The sequence below is a fragment of the Gardnerella phocaeensis genome (genome assembly GCF_048545075.1).
In the GTDB taxonomy this organism is placed as follows: domain Bacteria; phylum Actinomycetota; class Actinomycetes; order Actinomycetales; family Bifidobacteriaceae; genus Bifidobacterium; species Bifidobacterium vaginale_J.
Genome location: NZ_JBKQXS010000002.1, coordinates 1 through 18,113, shown reverse-complemented (window position 1 = coordinate 18,113; position 18,113 = coordinate 1). Strand labels below are relative to the sequence as shown.

13 protein-coding genes and 1 riboswitch are annotated in these 18,113 nt (G+C 44.6%); of the genes, 7 read left to right on the top strand and 6 right to left on the bottom strand.

Annotation, left to right across the window (positions count from 1 at the left end; translation table 11 throughout):
- Positions 1 to 385 precede the first annotated feature (385 nt).
- Positions 386 to 1,585, top strand: a complete 1,200-nt coding sequence (locus tag ACJV2T_RS02925; RefSeq protein WP_419399091.1) for a hypothetical protein — start codon at positions 386 to 388, stop codon at positions 1,583 to 1,585.
- Positions 1,586 to 1,770: 185 nt separating this feature from the next.
- Here the strand turns inward: ACJV2T_RS02925 and tal are convergent, their stop codons facing one another.
- Positions 1,771 to 2,874 carry a transaldolase gene (gene tal / locus ACJV2T_RS02920; RefSeq protein WP_419399090.1) on the bottom strand — a complete coding sequence of 368 codons (1,104 nt, stop codon included), beginning with the start codon at positions 2,872 to 2,874 and terminating at the stop codon, positions 1,771 to 1,773.
- Positions 2,875 to 3,079: 205 nt separating this feature from the next.
- Entirely contained in the window at positions 3,080 to 5,179 is a 2,100-nt protein-coding gene (gene tkt, locus ACJV2T_RS02915) for a transketolase (protein WP_415682906.1), read from the bottom strand.
- Between the two features lie 219 nt (positions 5,180 to 5,398).
- On the opposite strand from tkt, the gene hrcA reads away from it, so the two are divergent.
- The 6 genes from hrcA (at position 5,399) to ACJV2T_RS02885 (ending at position 11,962) form a co-directional block, all read left to right on the top strand.
- Positions 5,399 to 6,415: a heat-inducible transcriptional repressor HrcA gene (gene hrcA, locus ACJV2T_RS02910; RefSeq protein WP_391496472.1), complete on the top strand. Its 1,017-nt coding sequence runs from the start codon at positions 5,399 to 5,401 to the stop codon at positions 6,413 to 6,415.
- Positions 6,416 to 6,506: 91 nt separating this feature from the next.
- Positions 6,507 to 7,658, top strand: coding sequence for a molecular chaperone DnaJ (dnaJ, locus tag ACJV2T_RS02905; RefSeq protein WP_391495841.1), 1,152 nt, complete (start codon positions 6,507 to 6,509; stop codon positions 7,656 to 7,658).
- 59 nt (positions 7,659 to 7,717) lie between these two features.
- Positions 7,718 to 8,701 carry a methionyl-tRNA formyltransferase gene (gene fmt, locus ACJV2T_RS02900; RefSeq protein ID WP_419399089.1) on the top strand — a complete coding sequence of 328 codons (984 nt, stop codon included), beginning with the start codon at positions 7,718 to 7,720 and terminating at the stop codon, positions 8,699 to 8,701.
- Between the two features lie 25 nt (positions 8,702 to 8,726).
- On the top strand, positions 8,727 to 9,380 hold the full coding sequence (gene serB / locus ACJV2T_RS02895) for a phosphoserine phosphatase SerB (RefSeq protein ID WP_415687388.1): 654 nt from the start codon (positions 8,727 to 8,729) through the stop codon (positions 9,378 to 9,380).
- A 1,069-nt stretch (positions 9,381 to 10,449) separates the two neighbouring features.
- Positions 10,450 to 11,280 carry an inositol monophosphatase family protein gene (locus tag ACJV2T_RS02890; protein WP_391495839.1) on the top strand — a complete coding sequence of 277 codons (831 nt, stop codon included), beginning with the start codon at positions 10,450 to 10,452 and terminating at the stop codon, positions 11,278 to 11,280.
- A 145-nt stretch (positions 11,281 to 11,425) separates the two neighbouring features.
- Positions 11,426 to 11,962 carry a peptidylprolyl isomerase gene (locus ACJV2T_RS02885; protein WP_391495838.1) on the top strand — a complete coding sequence of 179 codons (537 nt, stop codon included), beginning with the start codon at positions 11,426 to 11,428 and terminating at the stop codon, positions 11,960 to 11,962.
- 388 nt (positions 11,963 to 12,350) lie between these two features.
- Here the strand turns inward: ACJV2T_RS02885 and thiC are convergent, their stop codons facing one another.
- From thiC to ACJV2T_RS02865, 4 genes are all read right to left on the bottom strand, one after another.
- Positions 12,351 to 15,008, bottom strand: coding sequence for a phosphomethylpyrimidine synthase ThiC (thiC, locus tag ACJV2T_RS02880; RefSeq protein ID WP_419399088.1), 2,658 nt, complete (start codon positions 15,006 to 15,008; stop codon positions 12,351 to 12,353).
- A riboswitch (TPP riboswitch) is annotated at positions 15,006 to 15,111 on the bottom strand. Its footprint overlaps the gene before it by 3 nt.
- Before the next feature lie 64 nt (positions 15,112 to 15,175).
- Positions 15,176 to 15,856 (bottom strand): methionine ABC transporter permease, encoded by a 681-nt coding sequence (locus ACJV2T_RS02875; RefSeq protein ID WP_119526483.1) that lies wholly within the window; start codon positions 15,854 to 15,856, stop codon positions 15,176 to 15,178.
- 2 nt (positions 15,857 to 15,858) lie between these two features.
- Positions 15,859 to 16,695: a methionine ABC transporter ATP-binding protein gene (locus ACJV2T_RS02870; protein ID WP_419399087.1), complete on the bottom strand. Its 837-nt coding sequence runs from the start codon at positions 16,693 to 16,695 to the stop codon at positions 15,859 to 15,861.
- A gap of 192 nt (positions 16,696 to 16,887) precedes the next feature.
- On the bottom strand, positions 16,888 to 17,721 hold the full coding sequence (locus tag ACJV2T_RS02865; protein WP_004106340.1) for a MetQ/NlpA family ABC transporter substrate-binding protein: 834 nt from the start codon (positions 17,719 to 17,721) through the stop codon (positions 16,888 to 16,890).
- Positions 17,722 to 18,113: the final 392 nt, after the last annotated feature.

Here is an 18,113-nt window from a genome sequence, read left to right as displayed (position 1 = left end):
GACGACCTGCTTGAGCGCAGCACAGCGCGCGCGAAAGCAATTCGGAGCGCCGAGCTTGCTTAGGGTTGAAAGCGCGGTGTGCTTTCAACGCAAGCGAGGTCTGCCTTCGTCGGTAAAGACGAAGGCAGGGCAGGTTAGTGTGGTAATTTATTGGGAATTTAGTTGTGTTTTGTGTGCGCTGACGACCTGACTGAGAGCTGCTGTTGAACATTTGCAGTAAGTTTCCTTGGCATTTGTTTTCTAGCGTTACTGTTAGTTTTTATTAATAATTTATTATGTTTTTGCTAATTTATTGGTTTAAAATAATAAGTATAAGTGCATATATATAACTTACTCATTTGCAAATTTTTAATTGCAAATGGGTAAGAGAGTAGAGGAATAGCTTATGAAATATTGCAACCTATGTGGAGCAGGTAACAAAGATGATTCTATCTTTTGTAACTCTTGCGGTGGTTTAATTGATGGCAATAATCGACAATATGACAACACGCAAACGCAATATACGCAGGCTGTTCCAACGCAAGCTGTTCCAACGCAGACTGTTCCAACGCAGACTATTACTACACAGTATTCTCCAACTCAGGTGTATCAAAATACTCCGCAATATGAATATGGTTATGAAAATCAGCAATATGGTTCTGATTATGCGTATCAAGCAGACGCTATGCCTCAGCAGAATTATACTCAAGCTTTTGAAGTTCAAGACTATGATGCGATGCTTAAAAAGTCGAGAATAAAAAAAATAAAAATAGCATCTTGCATATTTGCTGCTCTTGTTGTTTTGCTTGGCGGCGCGTATATCCTTATTGATAATTTAGTTTATTCTCCTACAGCTGTTGCTAAAAAGTATATAGATATGATTTCTGCGGACCACTATACTAGTGCTACTTCTGAATATGAGAAATCTATAGGATTCAGTGGCTTCCAAACTAACGGTAGTTATGGTTTATTGTATGACAATTACGCTAATGAATCTAAGACTTCAGGATTTGTAATTAATTATACGTCCCAATATAAATGTATTGCAGGATTGTCCAGACGTGTTGATGAAGCACGAAGTTTTGGGCCAAGAGGATTAAATGTAAATACGGATACTTGTTACAGAGTTAACGTAACGTATGAAGTTAATGGCAAAAAAGTAAATAAGAATTTATTGCTTAGACCTAATGGAACGGACTTTTTAATTTTTAAAAAGTATGTTATTGATATTGGATCTTTAGCAGATGAGATTAAGGTTGACAATGTTTCTAGTATTGGAAATATAAAAGTTAACGGTGAAAACTTTACTATTACAAATTGTTCATTATATGGTGATTCGTGCACTTTGCTTGTTTATCCTGGCGTTTATCATTTCACGATATCCGATAAAGATGGAAATGATCATACTTATACTGTTGATACTTCTGAGCAAAGTCAAAACGAAGTAGGTTCAGATTTGCCGAATCCTTTCGATGATTATTCGTCTGACGACGACGATTCATCTTCTGACGATTATGACTCTTCATCGGACGACGATTCTTCCTCCGATGATAGTTCTTCATCGGACGATAGCAGCGATTCCTATAGCGATGATGACAATGATTAAGCTATAAAGCTGTGTAAGCTATATTAAGCTATAATCTATTAAGTGATTAAGCTGTATTAATTAAGTTATTAGCTGCTTGAACACTTTGTAAGTTAAACAAAAACCGCATCCCACTTAGGAATTCTCCAAAAGTGGGATGCGGTTTTATTTATGTTTTAAGCGAAAAGTAAGACGCTATATAAGCATCAGGCGTTTACGCGATCGATGCCGGACTGCACGTCAGCAATCACGGAATCCCAAGACTTGATGAAGGCGGCAACACCGTCGGCCTCAAGCTTGTCGGTAACGTCCTTGATGTTGATGCCAAGCTCAGCGAGCTTGTTCATAACAGCGTGGCTCTCTTCGTAAGTACCCTTGACGGAAGGAGCGCCGTTGCCGTGATCAGCAAGAGCGTTCAAAGTCTTTTCTGGCATGGTGTTAACAACATGCTCAGCAACCAACTCGTCAACGTACTTGCAATCGGAGTAAGCTGCGTTCTTGGTGCCGGTAGAAGCCCAAAGTGGACGCTGCTTCTTAGCGCCCTTAGCTTCAAGAGCAGCCCAACGTGGGTCAGCTGCGAACTTCTTCTCGAAGAGTTCGTAAGCCAAGCGAGCGTTAGCAACAGCAGCCTTGCCTTCAAGAGCCTTAGCTTCATCGGAGCCGTTAGCTTCGAGGAGCTTGTCAACAGCGCTATCAACGCGGGAGACGAAGAAGGAAGCTACGGAACCAATGTGCTTCAAGTCATGGCCGTTAGCATCTGCCTGAGCAATACCTTCGATGAAGGCGTCGATAACCTGCTCGTAGCGCTCGAGGGAGAAGATCAAGGTTACGTTCACGGAAATACCCTTAGCAAGGGTAGCAGTGATAGCTGGAAGACCTTCCAAAGTTGCAGGAATCTTGATCATAACGTTTGGACGATCAACCTTTGCCCAAAGCTCTTCAGCCTGCTTCTCAGTGTTAGCAGTATCGTGAGCCAAGCGTGGGTCAACTTCGATGGAAACGCGGCCGTCAACGAAGTCGGTCTTTTCAGCAATCTCGCGGAAGATATCGGTTGCGTTACGAACGTCGGTGGTGGTCAACTCGCGGATAGCGGTTTCAACGTCGACCTTGCCGAGTTCCTTAAGCTGTGCATCGTATGGGCCAACCTGGCTCAAAGCCTTCTGGAAGATGGATGGGTTGGTGGTAACGCCAACAACATTCTTATTAGCAATCAAATCCTGCAAAGAGCCGGACTCAATGCGGGTACGGGACAAATCGTCCAACCAAATAGAAACGCCGGAATCGCTGGTGCGCTGCGTTGCTTCAGTCATGTTATCTCCTTAACACTGTGCTCCACCAATTGGGGCACGTCGGTAGTTTGGCGTTTTTACAAGAAACAGCGGTTGATGTCGAACCAACGGTAGCTCGGCATCAACACGCCGTCGCTGTTTCTTGCGAAGTGTTTCGTTAGCACTTCTAGTTTTGTGACATATCAATTTTATTTTGATACATCAAGCTTTATTTTCTTAGCTTTACTTAGGCGCGAGCTTCTTCGATAGAAGCCTTAGCAGCTTCTACTACGTGCTCAGCAGTAATGCCCAAGTCGATCATGTTCTGACCGCCGTCACCCTGCAAGCCGTACTGTTCGATAGAAACAGCCTTGCCGCAATCGCCAAGATACTTGTACCAAGGCAATGCCAAGCCAGCTTCGATGGAAACGCGAGCCTTGACGGACTTTGGCAAGATTTCTTCCTTGTACTCTTCGTCCTGCTCTTCGAACCATTCGAGAGATGGCATGGAAAGAACGCGAGCCTTAATGCCTTCAGCTGCCAAAGTCTTGGCACCAGCAACAGCCCACTGAACTTCGGAACCGGTTGCCATGATGATTACGTCTGGAGTGCCTTCGCAATCAACCAAAACGTAAGCACCGTGCTTTACGCCTTCGCGAGCCTTTTCAGCGGTCTCAGCGAGTGTTGGAACGCCCTGGCGGGTCAAAATCATAGCGGTTGGGTAGCTGTTCTTCTTCTCGAAGAAGTAACGGTAAGCTTCAGCAGTCTCGTACTCGTCTGCAGGGCGCACAACCTCAAGCTGAGGAATAGCGCGGAAAGCAGCCAAGTGTTCGATTGGCTGGTGAGTTGGACCATCTTCGCCCAAAGCTACGGAATCGTGGGTCCAAACGTAGAGGTTTGGAATCTCCATCAAAGCAGCCAAGCGAACTGCTGGGCGCTCGTAGTCAGAGAACTGGAAGAAGGTGCCGTTGAATGGGCGAGTGTCAGAACCAAGCAAAATACCGTTGGTAATAGCACCCATTGCGAACTCACGCACGCCGAAGTGGAGCTGACGACCGTACTCGGAAACGTTTGGCCAAGTGCGAGTTGCATCCTCGGATGGACCGAAGGAGTCAGCACCCTTAATGTTGGTGTTGTTGGAGCCGCCCAAATCAGCGGAACCGCCCCAAAGTTCTGGCATAACGGCAGCAATTGCGTTAAGAACTGCGCCGGAAGCCTTACGGGTAGCAACCTTAGAGCCAACTTCGAAGCCAGCAACCAAGTCGTCAATAGCCTTGTCGAAACCTTCAGGAAGCTTGCCAGCCTTAAGACGCTCGTAAAGAGCAGCCTTGTCTGGATTGGCAGCAGCCCACTTTGCAAGAGCTTCATCCCAAGCCTTGTGCGCAGCCAAACCGCGCTCAGCAACCTTACGAGCATGAGCCAAAGCTTCTTCGTCGATTGGGAATGCAACTTCTGGGTCGAAACCGCAAAGTTCCTTCAAGCCCTTAACAGCTTCTTCGCCAAGCTTAGAGCCGTGGGAAGCTTCGTTGTTGGTCTTGCCTGGTGTTGGCCAAGCAATCAAAGTATTAACCTTAATGAAGTGAGGCTTATCGGTAACTTCCTGAGCCTTTTCAATAGCTGCAGCCAAAGCCTGAACGTCTTCCTTGTAGGAGCCGTCTGGCTGGATGAAGCTAACTTCATCGGTGTACCAACCGTATGCACGGTAACGAGCAAGAATATCCTCAGAGAAGGTGAGCTTAGTGTCGCCTTCAATCTGAATGTGGTTTGCATCGAAGATTACAGTCAAATTGCCAAGCTTCTGGTTTCCAGCCAAGGAAGCAGCTTCAGAAGAAACGCCTTCCTCAACGTCGCCTTCGCCGCAGATAACCCAAACCTTGTGATCGAATGGGGAAGTGCCAGCTGGAGCTTCTGGATCAAGAAGACCGCGCTCAAAGCGCTGGCCGTAAGCGAAACCAACAGCAGAAGCAAGACCCTGACCGAGTGGGCCAGTAGTCATTTCGATGCCTGGAGTCAAGCCGTATTCTGGGTGACCTGGAGTACGCGTGTCTGCACCGCCACGGAAATACTTGAGATCGTCAAGAGTCAAGCCGTATCCAGAGAAGAACAACTGCACGTATTGCGTAAGTGAAGCGTGACCGCCAGAAAGAATAAAACGATCGCGGCCGGCCCACTTTGGGTCAGCTGGATCGTGCTTAATGAAATGCTGGTACAATGTGTACGCAATCGGTGCTAATGAAACAGGGGAGCCAGGATGTCCGTGTCCTGCTCGCTCAACAGCATCAGCCGAGAGAACCTTCGCCATCTTTACGGCGCGCTCGTCTAATGCAGACCAGTTGAAATCGGTCATGTGATCTACTTTCCTTCCAATAATCCGGGTTTTTAAGCACAGCTTACGCTGGCTTTTTACCCTCTCATTGCCCTTCAATCCTATCTTTCGCGCGCGACGAATATGTTACAAAGTGTGTCAAAAGTTTGCTTTTATGTTCTGTTGCGTGCTAAGAAATAGACTACTATAGGAATATAGTATTTAGAGTGTTTGTAAGGAGTGGTAATGCAGTCACGACGCATGATGATTTTGCGCGCAGTTGTTGAGGATTATATTCGTTCTCAAGAGCCTGTTGGTTCTGCGGCTCTTGCAAAGCATCATCAGCTTGGTGTGAGTTCAGCTACTATTCGTAACGATATGTCGGCTTTGGAAGAAGAGGGATACCTTGTTCAACCGCACACTTCTGCAGGTCGTATTCCTACTGAAAAAGGCTATCGCTACTTTGTTGACGGTTTGGCTTCTGTTATTCCGCTTTCTGAACCGCAGCGTCGCGCTATACGTAACTTTTTAAGCGGATCTGTCAGTTTGCAAGATACTTTGCAACGTTCCGCACGTCTTCTCGCAAGTATTACAGGTCAAGTCGCGCTCGTAGCATCTCCAGCATTGTCTAAATCAAAAGTAAAAAGAATTGAGATTGTTCAAGTATCGTCTTCTACGCTTTTGGTTGTTGTGATTACAGATGCTGGAGGCGTAGCTCAGCACATGATTCAAGCAACTAATATAAATTCAGATGACTTATTGCATCTAACTAATATGGTTAATGAGTGCTGCATTGGGCTATCCCTTTCATCTGCTTCACAACGCGTTTATGCGCTCGCAAATCGCAAGGAATTAGCGTCAGCTTTGCAAATTATTAGTCAACTTGCTAACGCTTTAGAAGATATGCATGACGGTGAGCATACTCACGACTTATATATGGCTGGAGCTTCTCAACTTGCGCATAGACAAAGTATTGTTGATTTTGCTTCACTTTTTGACGCACTCGAAGAGCAGGCTGTTATTATGCGACTGATGACTTCTTTAAGTGAGGAAGCAAGCGATTGTGCAAGCGGTGTTAGTGTTGCAATCGGATCGGAAACGCATACTCCTGGTTTGCTTAACGCTTCTGTTGTAACAAGCGCTTACGGCTACAATGCTGATTCTGACTCTGCGTTTATTGGATCAATTGGTCCTACGCATATGGATTATGCTGCAACTATGACTGCTGTTAAGGCTGTTGCGCGCTACCTTAATTCGTTTATATCCGAAAATTCATAAAAACGTGGCTGGTTTATAGCTGGTTATTCGGCTTATGTCTGGCTGTGCCTTATGCAAAAATGATTTTAGAAAAAGGTAAAAGGGGAATTAATTGACTGATTACTACAAAGTTCTAGGCGTTGATCACAATGCTAGCGACGACGAAATTCGCAAAGCCTATCGCAAAATGAGCCGCAAATATCATCCTGATATTGCAGGCGCTGAGTTTGAAGAAAAGTTTAAGGAAGTAAATGCTGCCTACGACGTGCTTTCTAATCCTGAAAAGCGTCGAATGGTAGACATGGGTGTTGATCCTAACGATCCTTCTGCAGGAAGTGCCGGAGCTTCAGGCGCTGGTTTTGCAGATATGGGCATGGGCGACATTTTCAGCCAATTCTTTGGTGGTTCTTTCGGCAATTCGCAAGGACCAATTTCGCGTGTGCAGCCTGGCGACGATGCATTAGCTGAGGCTCGTATTGATTTGAAAACCGCTATTTTTGGCGGAAATGTTAGCGTACGTTTAACTACTTTTGGCGTTTGCAAGGATTGCTCTGGTTCCGGTTCTGCCGACAATTCCGCTCCAGAACAGTGCTCTGTGTGTCACGGCTCTGGCTTCTGCCAAAAAGTTGTGCGCACTATGCTCGGTCAAATGATGTCTTCGATGCCTTGTGAACATTGCGAAGGTCATGGCACGATTATTAAGAATATTTGCCAAAATTGCCACGGTCATGGTCGCGTGCGTTCAATTCGTGAAGTTGGTGTGAACGTGCCGGCTGGAATTCGTGACGGTAGTCGTTTGCGCTTAGCTTCTCAAGGAAGCGTTGGTGAGTGCGGCGGTCCTGCTGGCGATTTGTACGTTGATATTCATATTCGTGCGGATAAGCAATTTACTCGCAACGAGGATGATTTGCATTGCTGGATTACAGTTCCTATGAGCTGGGCTGTTCTTGGTCGCAGTCTTGAAATCGACACTTTTGATGGTGCTCAGAAAATAACGATTCCTGCAGGCTGCCAAAATGAAGACACTATTACTTTGCCAAATCTTGGTGTAACGAAGCTTCGTTCTAAAGATCGCGGAAATATCGTGGTTCATGTGTTAGTGCAAACGCCTTCTAAGTTGAATGATGAAGAGCGTGCTTTGATTGAAAAATTTGCTAAGTTGCATGATAGTTCTGTGAAGCAAGTTCAGCAGCATTCATTAAGTGATCAGTCGAGTGAGCGTAAAGGTTTCTTTAGCAAATTAAAGGAAGCTTTTGCCGGTTGATTTTACGGATTCAATTTACGGCTTTAAATTACGGCTTTAATTTAAAATAGTGGGGAAATATGGCATTACCAATATTGTTTGCTGGAACTCCGGAAGTTGCGGTTCCATCTCTTCGCGAGTTAGCTAAAGATAGTGAGCATTTTGATGTTCGCGCTGTTCTTACGCGGCCGGACGCTCCGACTGGTCGAGGCAGAAAGCTTGTGCCAAGCCCTGTGAAACAAGCTGCGCTTGAGCTCGGTTTGCCAGTGCTTGAGTCGGATCCTAAAGATGAAGATGTGTTTCTTGGACAGCTTGCGGCAACCGGTGCAAAAGCTGCAGCAGTTGTGGCATACGGAAAGATTTTGCGCCAGAACGTTTTAGATGCGTTGCCACTCGGCTGGTACAATCTTCACTTTTCGCTTCTTCCGCAATGGCGAGGTGCAGCTCCTGTGCAGCGTGCCATTTGGGCTGGGGATGACATTACAGGTGCTACGGTTTTTCGCATTACGCGCGGCATGGATTGCGGGCCTATTTTGGCGCAGTTTACTACAAAAATTGAGCCTCACGAAAATTCTGGCGATCTTCTTGCTAGGCTTGCAAACGACGGTGCGCCGCTTCTTGCAGCATCTCTTCGTGGCATGGAGACTGGTGAAATTGTGCCGGTTGAGCAAGATCAAACTCCTCAAGAAGTTGCGCAAAAAATCACTGTTGAAGATGCTCATATTGATTTTCATGCGCCAGCTTTTGCTGTTGACCGTCAAATTCGCGCTTGTACGCCAAATCCGGGCGCGTGGTGCGAGCTTCATACGGATGACGAACATAATGCGGATCCGATTACTTTGCATGTTTTACGCGCAGTTCCGGCAGATACTAACGATCCGCATGGTGAGGAATTGATGAAGCTTGATCCTGGAAAATTGCTCGCCGGCAAAAAGCAAGTTTGGGTCGGTACTTTAAGCGGTGCACTTGAGCTTTTGGAAGTAAAAGCGCAAGGTAAGAAAGCTATGAAGGCGGCAGACTGGGCGCGCGGAGCAAGGCTTTCGGCAGCAGCTTACTGCGCATAAAATTATGAGTATGAACTTTTCTTCGATGTTGCCAACTTTGTCTAAACCAGGGCTTTTGGTTATGGATGTTGATGCAACGCTTATTGAGGAAGAAGTTATCGATTTGCTCGGTGCAGAAGCTGGATGCGGCGATGAGCTCTCTAAGATTACAGCGCGAGCAATGCGTGGCGAAATTACCTTCGATACTTCCTTGCGTTCGCGAGTGAGTATGCTTCGCGATTTGAATATTGACGAGTGCAAAAAGCGTATTATTTCCAAAATTCACGTAACTAAAGGCGCGAATGTTTTAATTGACACTCTTCATGCGCACGGATGGAAAGTTGGCGCAGTTTCTGGCGGTTTTCACGAGATTTTGGACGAATTTTTGCCGAGTTTGAATATTGATTTTTGTGTGGCTCACCATTTAGAGTCTATTGACGGCAAGCTTACTGGCAACGTGCTTGGAAATATTGTTAACGCTAATGCAAAAGTTGAAGCGCTTAGAACTTGGGCAACTAATCTTGGAATTGATCGCGAACAAACTGTTGCAGTGGGGGATGGAGCGAACGATATTTCAATGATTAAATTCGCTGGATTAGGCGTAGCTTTTTGCGCAAAACCAGCAGTTCAAGCGACTACTCCTTACTGCATTCTTACTCGCGATTTAAGCGCTGTCTTGCGGTTTTTGACTGTGAATTAATACGTTGCTTGCTGTGGCGCGAGTTTTAGGGGATTTCTTTATTTGCGATTTTCTTTTCGATGTTCTTTAGTATCGTCTATGAGTTTTGGCTGGTGTTTGGCTGGCGCGACGACCTGCTTTCGCGCAGCATTGCGCGCGCGAAAGCAACTCGGAGCGTGAGCTTGCTCAAGTTGAAAGCACGGTGTGCTTTCAACGCAAGCTCAGCCGAACGGCGATTAGCCGTGATGACAGCGCTCCGCTCTTGCTTAACGTGTCGCGAGTTTTGGGGGATTTCTCTCCTCGCAAGTTCCCGTCCTTCGTTGCTTTGGCTGTTAGAGGTTTTGCTGTCTGCTTTGTTCTTTAAAGAACGTTGCTCCATCAGTCCTCTTTTAGTGCTCGTAGAGAAATCCCCCAAACTCTGCGTGCTAATCGTTAATAACCGTGTCTATCGCAGAGATTTTTCGATTTTTCTTCTTCGCTTGGCGAATCAGCAGCCTGCGGCTCTGACGTTCGTCTCGCTCAGTGCGAAAAATCTCAAATCTCTACCACACTAATATTCGTACCTCACAAGCAATTCCTATCTCCCACTATTAGTAAAACCGCTAGTGTTTTTGTGTGGTAGGAGTACTTGGTGTGGCGTGTGCAGCAGCAATGGCGCTAGTGTTCTTTAAGCAATAAGTACTCAACGTCTGCAGAGCAATACTGATAAAGTTCACTAATCGATAAATAATCGCCGTTTGCAAAGCATTACTGCAAAGCTACAGAAACATACAAGCATCCAATCAGTGCAAAAAATCGAAAAATCTCACCTTGCTAATATCCACATGAATGAACGGAGCATAATTGAGATATAAAATAAATTTTGCATTTATAGAACGAAAAGTTGAGTAATGTACGTAGACATTGTAAAATTGCGAATGATGATTAAAGATTAATGATTAAATTTTTTTGTGAAAGTTCTGTATCTTTTAACCACAGAGCTTAAATGTGTTGGTGAATATTTCTATTGTTGAGTAAAATAAAGTTAATTTATAGGAGAGAGAGTGTGCATAAATACGGGAATTTATGCATTTAGGGTAGGGAGTGTAAGTTGAATTTACGAGAAGTTGCGCTTGAAGTTGCGCGTATTTTGGAAGATGTCGGTAAACATGCGTATCAGGATCAATTAAGCCCGCAAGATATGACGTCGATTGCGTTGGGCGATCCTAATAAATCTGAATCTGGTTTTGGCGATAAGCTCGTGCGTTTTATTCAAAATCGTTTGACTTATGTGAATCCTTTCCAAGGTTTTTGGCAAACTAGGCCGGAGCAGTGCAATCCGGGAGACCGTTTTTGGTGCGTTGGAAACGTTGACGGTGCGATTAATTTTAATCGCGATATGGCTGAGTGGACTCTTACGGTTTCGCTTTTTGAGTTTAACGATGAAGGCTCTGCTCGTCCGGTTCTTGGCGTTGTGCATGCTCCTGCGTTGGGATTGACTTATTTGGCTGCAAAGGGTCAGGGTGCTATTCGCATTCGTAGGACTCCGCAAGGAGAGAAGCGCGAGAAGATTACGCCTTCCACAACTTCTACTTTGCAAGGATCTGTGGTTTGCTATGGAATGTCTTATATACCTGGTGAATCTAAGCGTGCGCTTGACGTAGTTGCTTCTGTTGAAGAGTGTTGCCCTGCGGATATTAAGCGTATTGGGCCTGTGTCGCTCGACTTGTGCAAGGTGGCAGATGGCACTTATGACGCTTATTTCGAGCCTCACTTGCATCATTGGGATATTCCAGCTGTTTCTGCTGGTGCCGCGGTTGTGGAAGAGGCGCAGTGCCAGGTGTGCCAGTGGGATGGAAGTCCTATTCATTGGCGCAAGGAAAATGATGTGGTTGCCTCTAATGGCTTGCTTATTAAAGAGTTAAAGCCGTATCTTAAGTAACTAAATCTTAAGTAACTAAATCTTTAATCCATCCCCTCGTCTTCTAATTCACTACAGTAGGCGAGGGAATTTTATATCTAAAACCAATCAAGTGTTTCGACTCAAGCGTTTAAAGTAGTCGCGAATATATGGAAAGATTACAAATATGACTACAGTTATTATGCATACTTCTGAAGGCGATATAAAAATCAATTTGTTTGATAGCAAAGCGCCTGAAACCGTCAAAAATTTCGTTGGCTTAGCTACCGGTGAGCGCGAGTGGCTTGACCCATTCAGTGGAAAACCTTCGAATGAGCCATTCTACGATGGTTTAACTTTCCACCGTATTATTAAGGACTTCATGATTCAGGGTGGTTGCCCACTCGGCAATGGAACTGGCGGTCCTGGATACGAGTTTGACGATGAAATTGACGCATCCTTGAAGTTCGATAAGCCTTATTTGCTCGCTATGGCAAATGCTGGAAAGCGTCGCGGTCGTGACGGTCGTTTGCATGGCACTAACGGTTCGCAGTTCTTCATTACAACTGTGCCAACTCCATGGCTTGACGGTCACCATACAATTTTCGGCGAAGTTGCTGACGATGAATCGAAGGCTGTTGTCGATAAGCTCGAGGCTGTCGCAACGGATCGATCTGATGCTCCTCTTGAGCCTGTAGGTATTATTTCTATTGAAGTTTTGTGATTAAACGTTATTTGATTTAATACTCTTTAATATTCTTTAATACTACAGTTCTTAATTACTAATCCGACATTTTCTATACGCTTATGTACAGAAAAGGTCGGATTTTTGCTGTAAAGCGGCAGAAACTTTACAACGCTGTAAAGAAAAGGTCGGTTACGCGCGAAAATGCGGCAGAAACTTTACAAGCACGCAACGAAAAGGTCGGATTAATAGAATTTAAATTCGAATATAAAGAAAGCGAGTCTTATAGCAAGCACAATTGCTCACTATAAAACTCGCTTTGGTTTATATCAACCTTCTTCTATTATTATCCGTTGTAAGTATTGCTATTGAAGCACTTGCAATTCAGTTTTTGCTTCCGCACTTCGTACTTCCGTACTTCCGCACTTTATGCTTTCACGCTTTGATACAGCGATGAGCCGGATTCTTGGAACTTTTTGCTCATCTCTTTCATGCCGTCGGCAATTGCCTGACTGCGTGCTTCTTCAACGAGCTGCTCCTGCTGAGCTGCTCCGCCAAAACGCTTACGAATATTTTGCGAAATAGCCATCGAGCAGAACTTTGGTCCGCACATCGAGCAGAAGTGCGCCATTTTTGCCGGTTCTGCAGGAAGCGTTTCGTCGTGGAAGGCGATTGCGGTATCCGGATCGTAGCTTAAGTTGAACTGATCCAACCAGCGGAACTCAAAGCGAGCCTTACTGATTGCGTTGTCGCGATCCATAGCATGTGGATGGTGCTTAGCAAGATCAGCTGCGTGGCAAGCGATCTTATACGCAATCACGCCTTGCTTCACGTCGTCCTTGTTAGGCAATCCCAAATGTTCCTTAGGAGTCACATAGCAAAGCATTGCAGTGCCGTATCGTGCAATCTCCACGCCACCAATTGCGGAAGTAATGTGGTCGTAGCCAGGTGCGGTATCCGTAGTCAAAGGACCAAGCGTATAGAATGGAGCATTCTGGCAAATTGCCTTCTCCATCTCAATATTCATACGCACAGTGTCGAATGGCACGTGACCAGGACCTTCAATCATAACTTGCACGTCATGCTTCCAAGCGATCTTCGTAAGCTCGCCAAGCGTCATAAGCTCGGAAAGTTGAGCCGCATCGTTAGCATCAGCCAAGCTACCTGGACGCAAACCATCGCCCAAAGAGAATGCAACATCGTACTTTGCGAAAATCTCGCATAATTCTTCAAAGTGCGTATATAAGAAGCTCTCTTGATGATGCTGCAAGCACCATTCAGCCATAATTGAGCCACCACGAGAAACAATACCGGTTACGCGGTTTGCAGTAAGCGGCACGTAGCGAAGAAGCACGCCAGCGTGAATAGTCATGTAGTCAACGCCCTGCTCGCACTGCTCAATAACAGTATCGCGGAAAAGCTCCCAGCTGAGCTTAGAAGCATCATCCTCAACCTTTTCCAAAGCCTGATACATTGGCACTGTTCCAATTGGCACAGGGGAGTTGCGCAAAATCCATTCGCGCGTCGTGTGAATATCGTTACCGGTGGAAAGATCCATAACGGTATCCGCACCCCACTTCGTGGCCCACGTAAGCTTTTCCACTTCTTCGTCGATAGATGACGTAACAGCAGAATTACCCATGTTTGCGTTGAGCTTAGTCAAGAAGCGCGAACCAATAATCATAGGTTCAGCTTCAGGATGGTTAATATTGCAAGGAATTACAGCACGTCCGGCTGCAACTTCTTCGCGAACCAGCTCCACATCGCAATTTTCGCGCGTTGCAACATATTGCATTTCCGGAGTAGTGATTCCGTGGCGAGCGTACCACATTTGCGTAATCGGATGGTCCGCGCCCTTCATTGGCTTATGCGTGCGACCACGCCATTCTTTAGAAGCTTTGCCTCGCTTAATTGCGCGCTTGCCGTCGTCTTGAAGATTGCGCCTGCGACCCTCATATTCCACAACGTCACCGCGGTCACGAATCCAGTCAAGGCGAAGCGGAGCCAAGCCTTCCTTCGGGTCGCACTTTGGACCTTCAGTATTGTAATCCTTAAAAGGCGGGTTAGGGCCTACGCCAGGAGTATCCGAAAGCTTAATTTCCGTATAAGGAACTTCCAAATCGTAAGAACCATATTCATACTCAAAATGAACTGGAGTTGTTTTGCGAATATGAGCTTTATCGCGCTGAGTGCAACCGCGAGCTGCAATGTCAACGCGCTGTTGCTTAGCTAATTTTGCAGCATCCTTTGCTTCTTTAGCGTTAATAAAAGTTGGTTTCTTTTCTTGAGCTTCTGAAGATTTTGATTCAGAATTTTCTGCAACTATTACTCGCTTAGCGTAGCCGTGCTTTTCTTCGCCTCGCACAGCTTTCCAATGTTCAACAAACTCATGCATAGTTGATTCTGGTGTTTCTGAAGAATACAGTGCTTCAGAAACGAACCATCCTGCAGCCTTAGTGTGAGCGATTGTATCGATATCGTCGAGCGCAGTTCTTCCGCCAACTAGAACTGGGAAATCACTTGCGGAACAAATCGTATTAATTTTCGCTTCGTCCAGCGTTGTGTGGTTTGCTTCCAATTCGTAAGCGGCAGTAGTGCTTTCGCATCCTTCTTCAGGATTGTGCATTGCTGTTACGCAAATGTAATCGATGCATCCATCTGGAAGTTCGTTTATTACTTTAACTAAGCTCTCGGTTTCAACAGATAAGCCGATTACAGCATCTTCGCCAAGAAGTGCGCGAGCCTCTCTAGGCTCCATGTCACTTTGTGCTAAGTGCACTCCGTCAACTTTGATGCTTTGATTGCGAGCTTGCCAAACGACATCAACGCGCTCGTCGATAACAAAAGTTACAGAATCGCATTTGTTATTGTCTTCGATGATTTGTGCAATATCGCGTGCAATAGTGGTGATTTCTTTAGCGTTTTCATTGTTGCAATGAAGACGAATAAAAGTCGCTCCAGCGCGCAAAGCATCATCGACAATATCTGTAAGTGGACGATTATTACAAGCTTGTGGGTCTGCAATAAAGCAGGCGCTTAGATTAAATTGATTACGCATTGATGCGTACGGATAATTCGATGTCATACTAAAATCGTTGCTCCCTACGTTGTATTAACTAACAGGTTCGAAGGGTTAGATAAATTAATACCATCTCAGCCTTCTTTCGAAAGCACCCCTGCAAAATGTCGAATTACCAGCAAGTTTACACGATTATGTGCATTTAATTGGTGGTGGGTATGTTGCGAATTTCTTTAGCGTTCGTGATGATTGATTGCGCGTGAAATAAAATCTCCCAAGCTTTGCACAATCTGTACGAGGATAATGCAAAGAATAACAGCCACTGTCATCACATCGTATTGATAACGCTGGTATCCGTATCGTATTGCAATATCTCCGAGTCCGCCTGCGCCAACTGTTCCAGCCATTGCTGAGAATCCAAAAAGCGTAATAAACGTAAGTGCAGCTCCGCGAATTAGTGAAGGTAAAGCTTCCCACAGCAATACTTTGCAAACAATTTGCAATTTGCTTGCTCCAAAGCTTTGTGCTGCTTCGATTAAGCTTCCGTCAACTTCGGCTAAAGATTGTTCAACTACTCTAGCAACGAATGGTGCAGCCGTAATTACTAGAGGCACAATAGCTCCAGGAACTCCCAAAGAAGTGCCAACTATGAGACGAGTAAAAGGAATTATTGCAACTAATAAAATAATAAACGGCACTGAACGCACGATGTTAACAATCCATCCTAGAACTGCGTTAATTGGCGCGTTAGGGCAAATGCCTTTTTTGTTTGTTGTAATGAGAAGTACGCCAACTGGAAGTCCAATAAGGTATGCAAAAAGTGTTGCAACTGACGTCATTACGAGTGTGTCTTGCACGCCTTCAATAAGTAAGTCGCCGTAGTCGTTAAAAAATTGTGTAGCAGCTTCTAACATTGTTATTTCACCTCATTGGTAAGCGCGTTTGTTGCTTCGTTTGTTGTCTCGCTTGTTGCTTCGTTTGCAATCGTGTTTGTAATTTTAGCGCGATGATTTTCTTGTTTTTCATCTGCAATAAGAGTTCGCAAAATATCGCTTTGTGGATTTGCAAAAAGCGTATCCGTGTCACCTAATTCCACAATGTGTCCGCTATCGATCATTGCAACTCGGTCGCAAATATTTCGTGCTACAGCCAGCGAATGCGTAATAATAACAAGCGTTACGTTGAGTTCGCGGTTAATTCGGCTCAATAAATCAAGGATTTGCGCAGTAGTTGTGGAGTCAAGTGCGCTTGTTGCTTCGTCGCAAAGCATAATCGACGGATTATTCGCCAATGCGCGCGCAATTGCTACGCGCTGCTGTTGTCCGCCTGAAAGCTGGCTAGGGTAGCGGTTTGCAAAATCTTTTAAACCAACTAAGTCAAGCAAGTAGTTTGCGCGTTCTTCTCGTTCCTTTTTTGCAGTGTGATTTAGCTCTAATGGGAAAGTTACGTTTCGCAATACTGTACGCTGCTGGAAAAGGCTAAAATTCTGGAAAATCATGCCAATATTAGTGCGTACTTTTGCAAGTTCTTTATCTTTTACTTCGCTAATATCATTTCCGTCAATAATAATTTTGCCAGAAGTTGGTCGCTCAAGCAGATTCATGCAACGAACTAGCGAAGACTTTCCTGCACCAGAAGAACCAAGGATTCCGAATACTTCTCCCGATTCAATAGTCAGATTAATGTCGTGTAATGCTTCATTCGCTTTGCTACCTTTGCCGTAGCTTTTGTGAAGATGTTCGATCTGAATCATGCTTTTCCTTAACAGATTATTGCTTTCTGTGTGAAATATACTTCGTTACTAACTAGAGTTACTAACTAGCGTCATTAACTAGATTATTAACTAGCACGCACATTACGTATATTACACGCTTATAAAATAATGCCGCAAAGCATACACGAAGCATACACATGCGGCATTAGGTGGCTACATTGTGAGTATTATTTAGAAAACAGGGAGCACAGCGCCTTTGTAAGTTTTGGTAATATAGTCGCGCACTTCGCTTGTCTTCAAAGCTTTGAGTAAGGCTTTGATTTTTGCAAACTTTTCAGAGCCTTTCTTTACTACAATAATATTTTCATAAGTTTTAGCCGCAATGCCTCCAACTTTTTCTGAAGTAAGTGGGTCTTTAGTTGGGTTAAAACCAGCTTGAATAGCGTAATTGCCGTTCATGGCAGCAAGATCCACATCCTTAATAGCAGTAGGAACTGTTGCTGCTTCAAGCTCTTTAAACTTCAAATTCTTAGGATTCTCAGTAATATCTTTTGTAGTAGCGTTAATATCTTTTGGATTCTTCAACTTAATCAATCCGGCATCTTGCAAAAGAAGCAATGCGCGAGCCTCATTAGTAGGATCATTTGGAACTGCAACAGTTGCTCCATTTGCTAATGCTTTAATCGTCTTGGTTTTTCCTGGATACAATCCAAATGGTTCAAAATGAATTCCACCTACTGAAACAAGGTGAGTTCCCTTTTCCTTATTAAAGTTGTCAAGATAAGGCAAATGCTGATAGTAGTTTGCGTCAACTTCGCCTTCTTCAGTAGCTGTATTTGGCTGCACGTAGTCAGTAAATTCCTTTACTACTAGCTTGTAGCCTTCTTTTTGCAAGATTGGCTTTACAACTTTATTTAAGATTTCAGAATGCGGAGTAGGTGAAGCAGCAACAGTAATGGTCTTGTCATCCTTTGCGCCTGCTTTTGAGCTACCGCAGCCACTTAAAGTGAAAGTCGCTAATGCTGCCAGTGCTGTAATTGATGCAATAACTTTAATTTTTCGCATATTTCCTGCTCCTTGTTCGGTGAAATTCGTTTAAAGTTAAATCCCCTTCGCGAGTAACGAATTATCAATATAGGCGAGAAAAATCAATAATTCTACACTTTGCTTATTAGTATTATTTATGACGTGTTAATAATTCGCATACTTGCAGTGTGAGAAGAGAAAAAATAAGTTTTTCAACACGTCGCTTACTTGCAATGAAGCTATCTACTAAACTATAGATTATTTTACAGCTTGATTGTGTTGCCATTCAGTTGTGTGGATATCAGTGTGGTAGAGATTTGAGATTTTTCGCACTGAGCGCGGCGAACGTCAGAGCCGCAGGCTGCTGATTCGCCAAGCGAAGAAGAAAAATCGAAAAATCTCTGCGATAGACACGGTTATTAACGATTAAA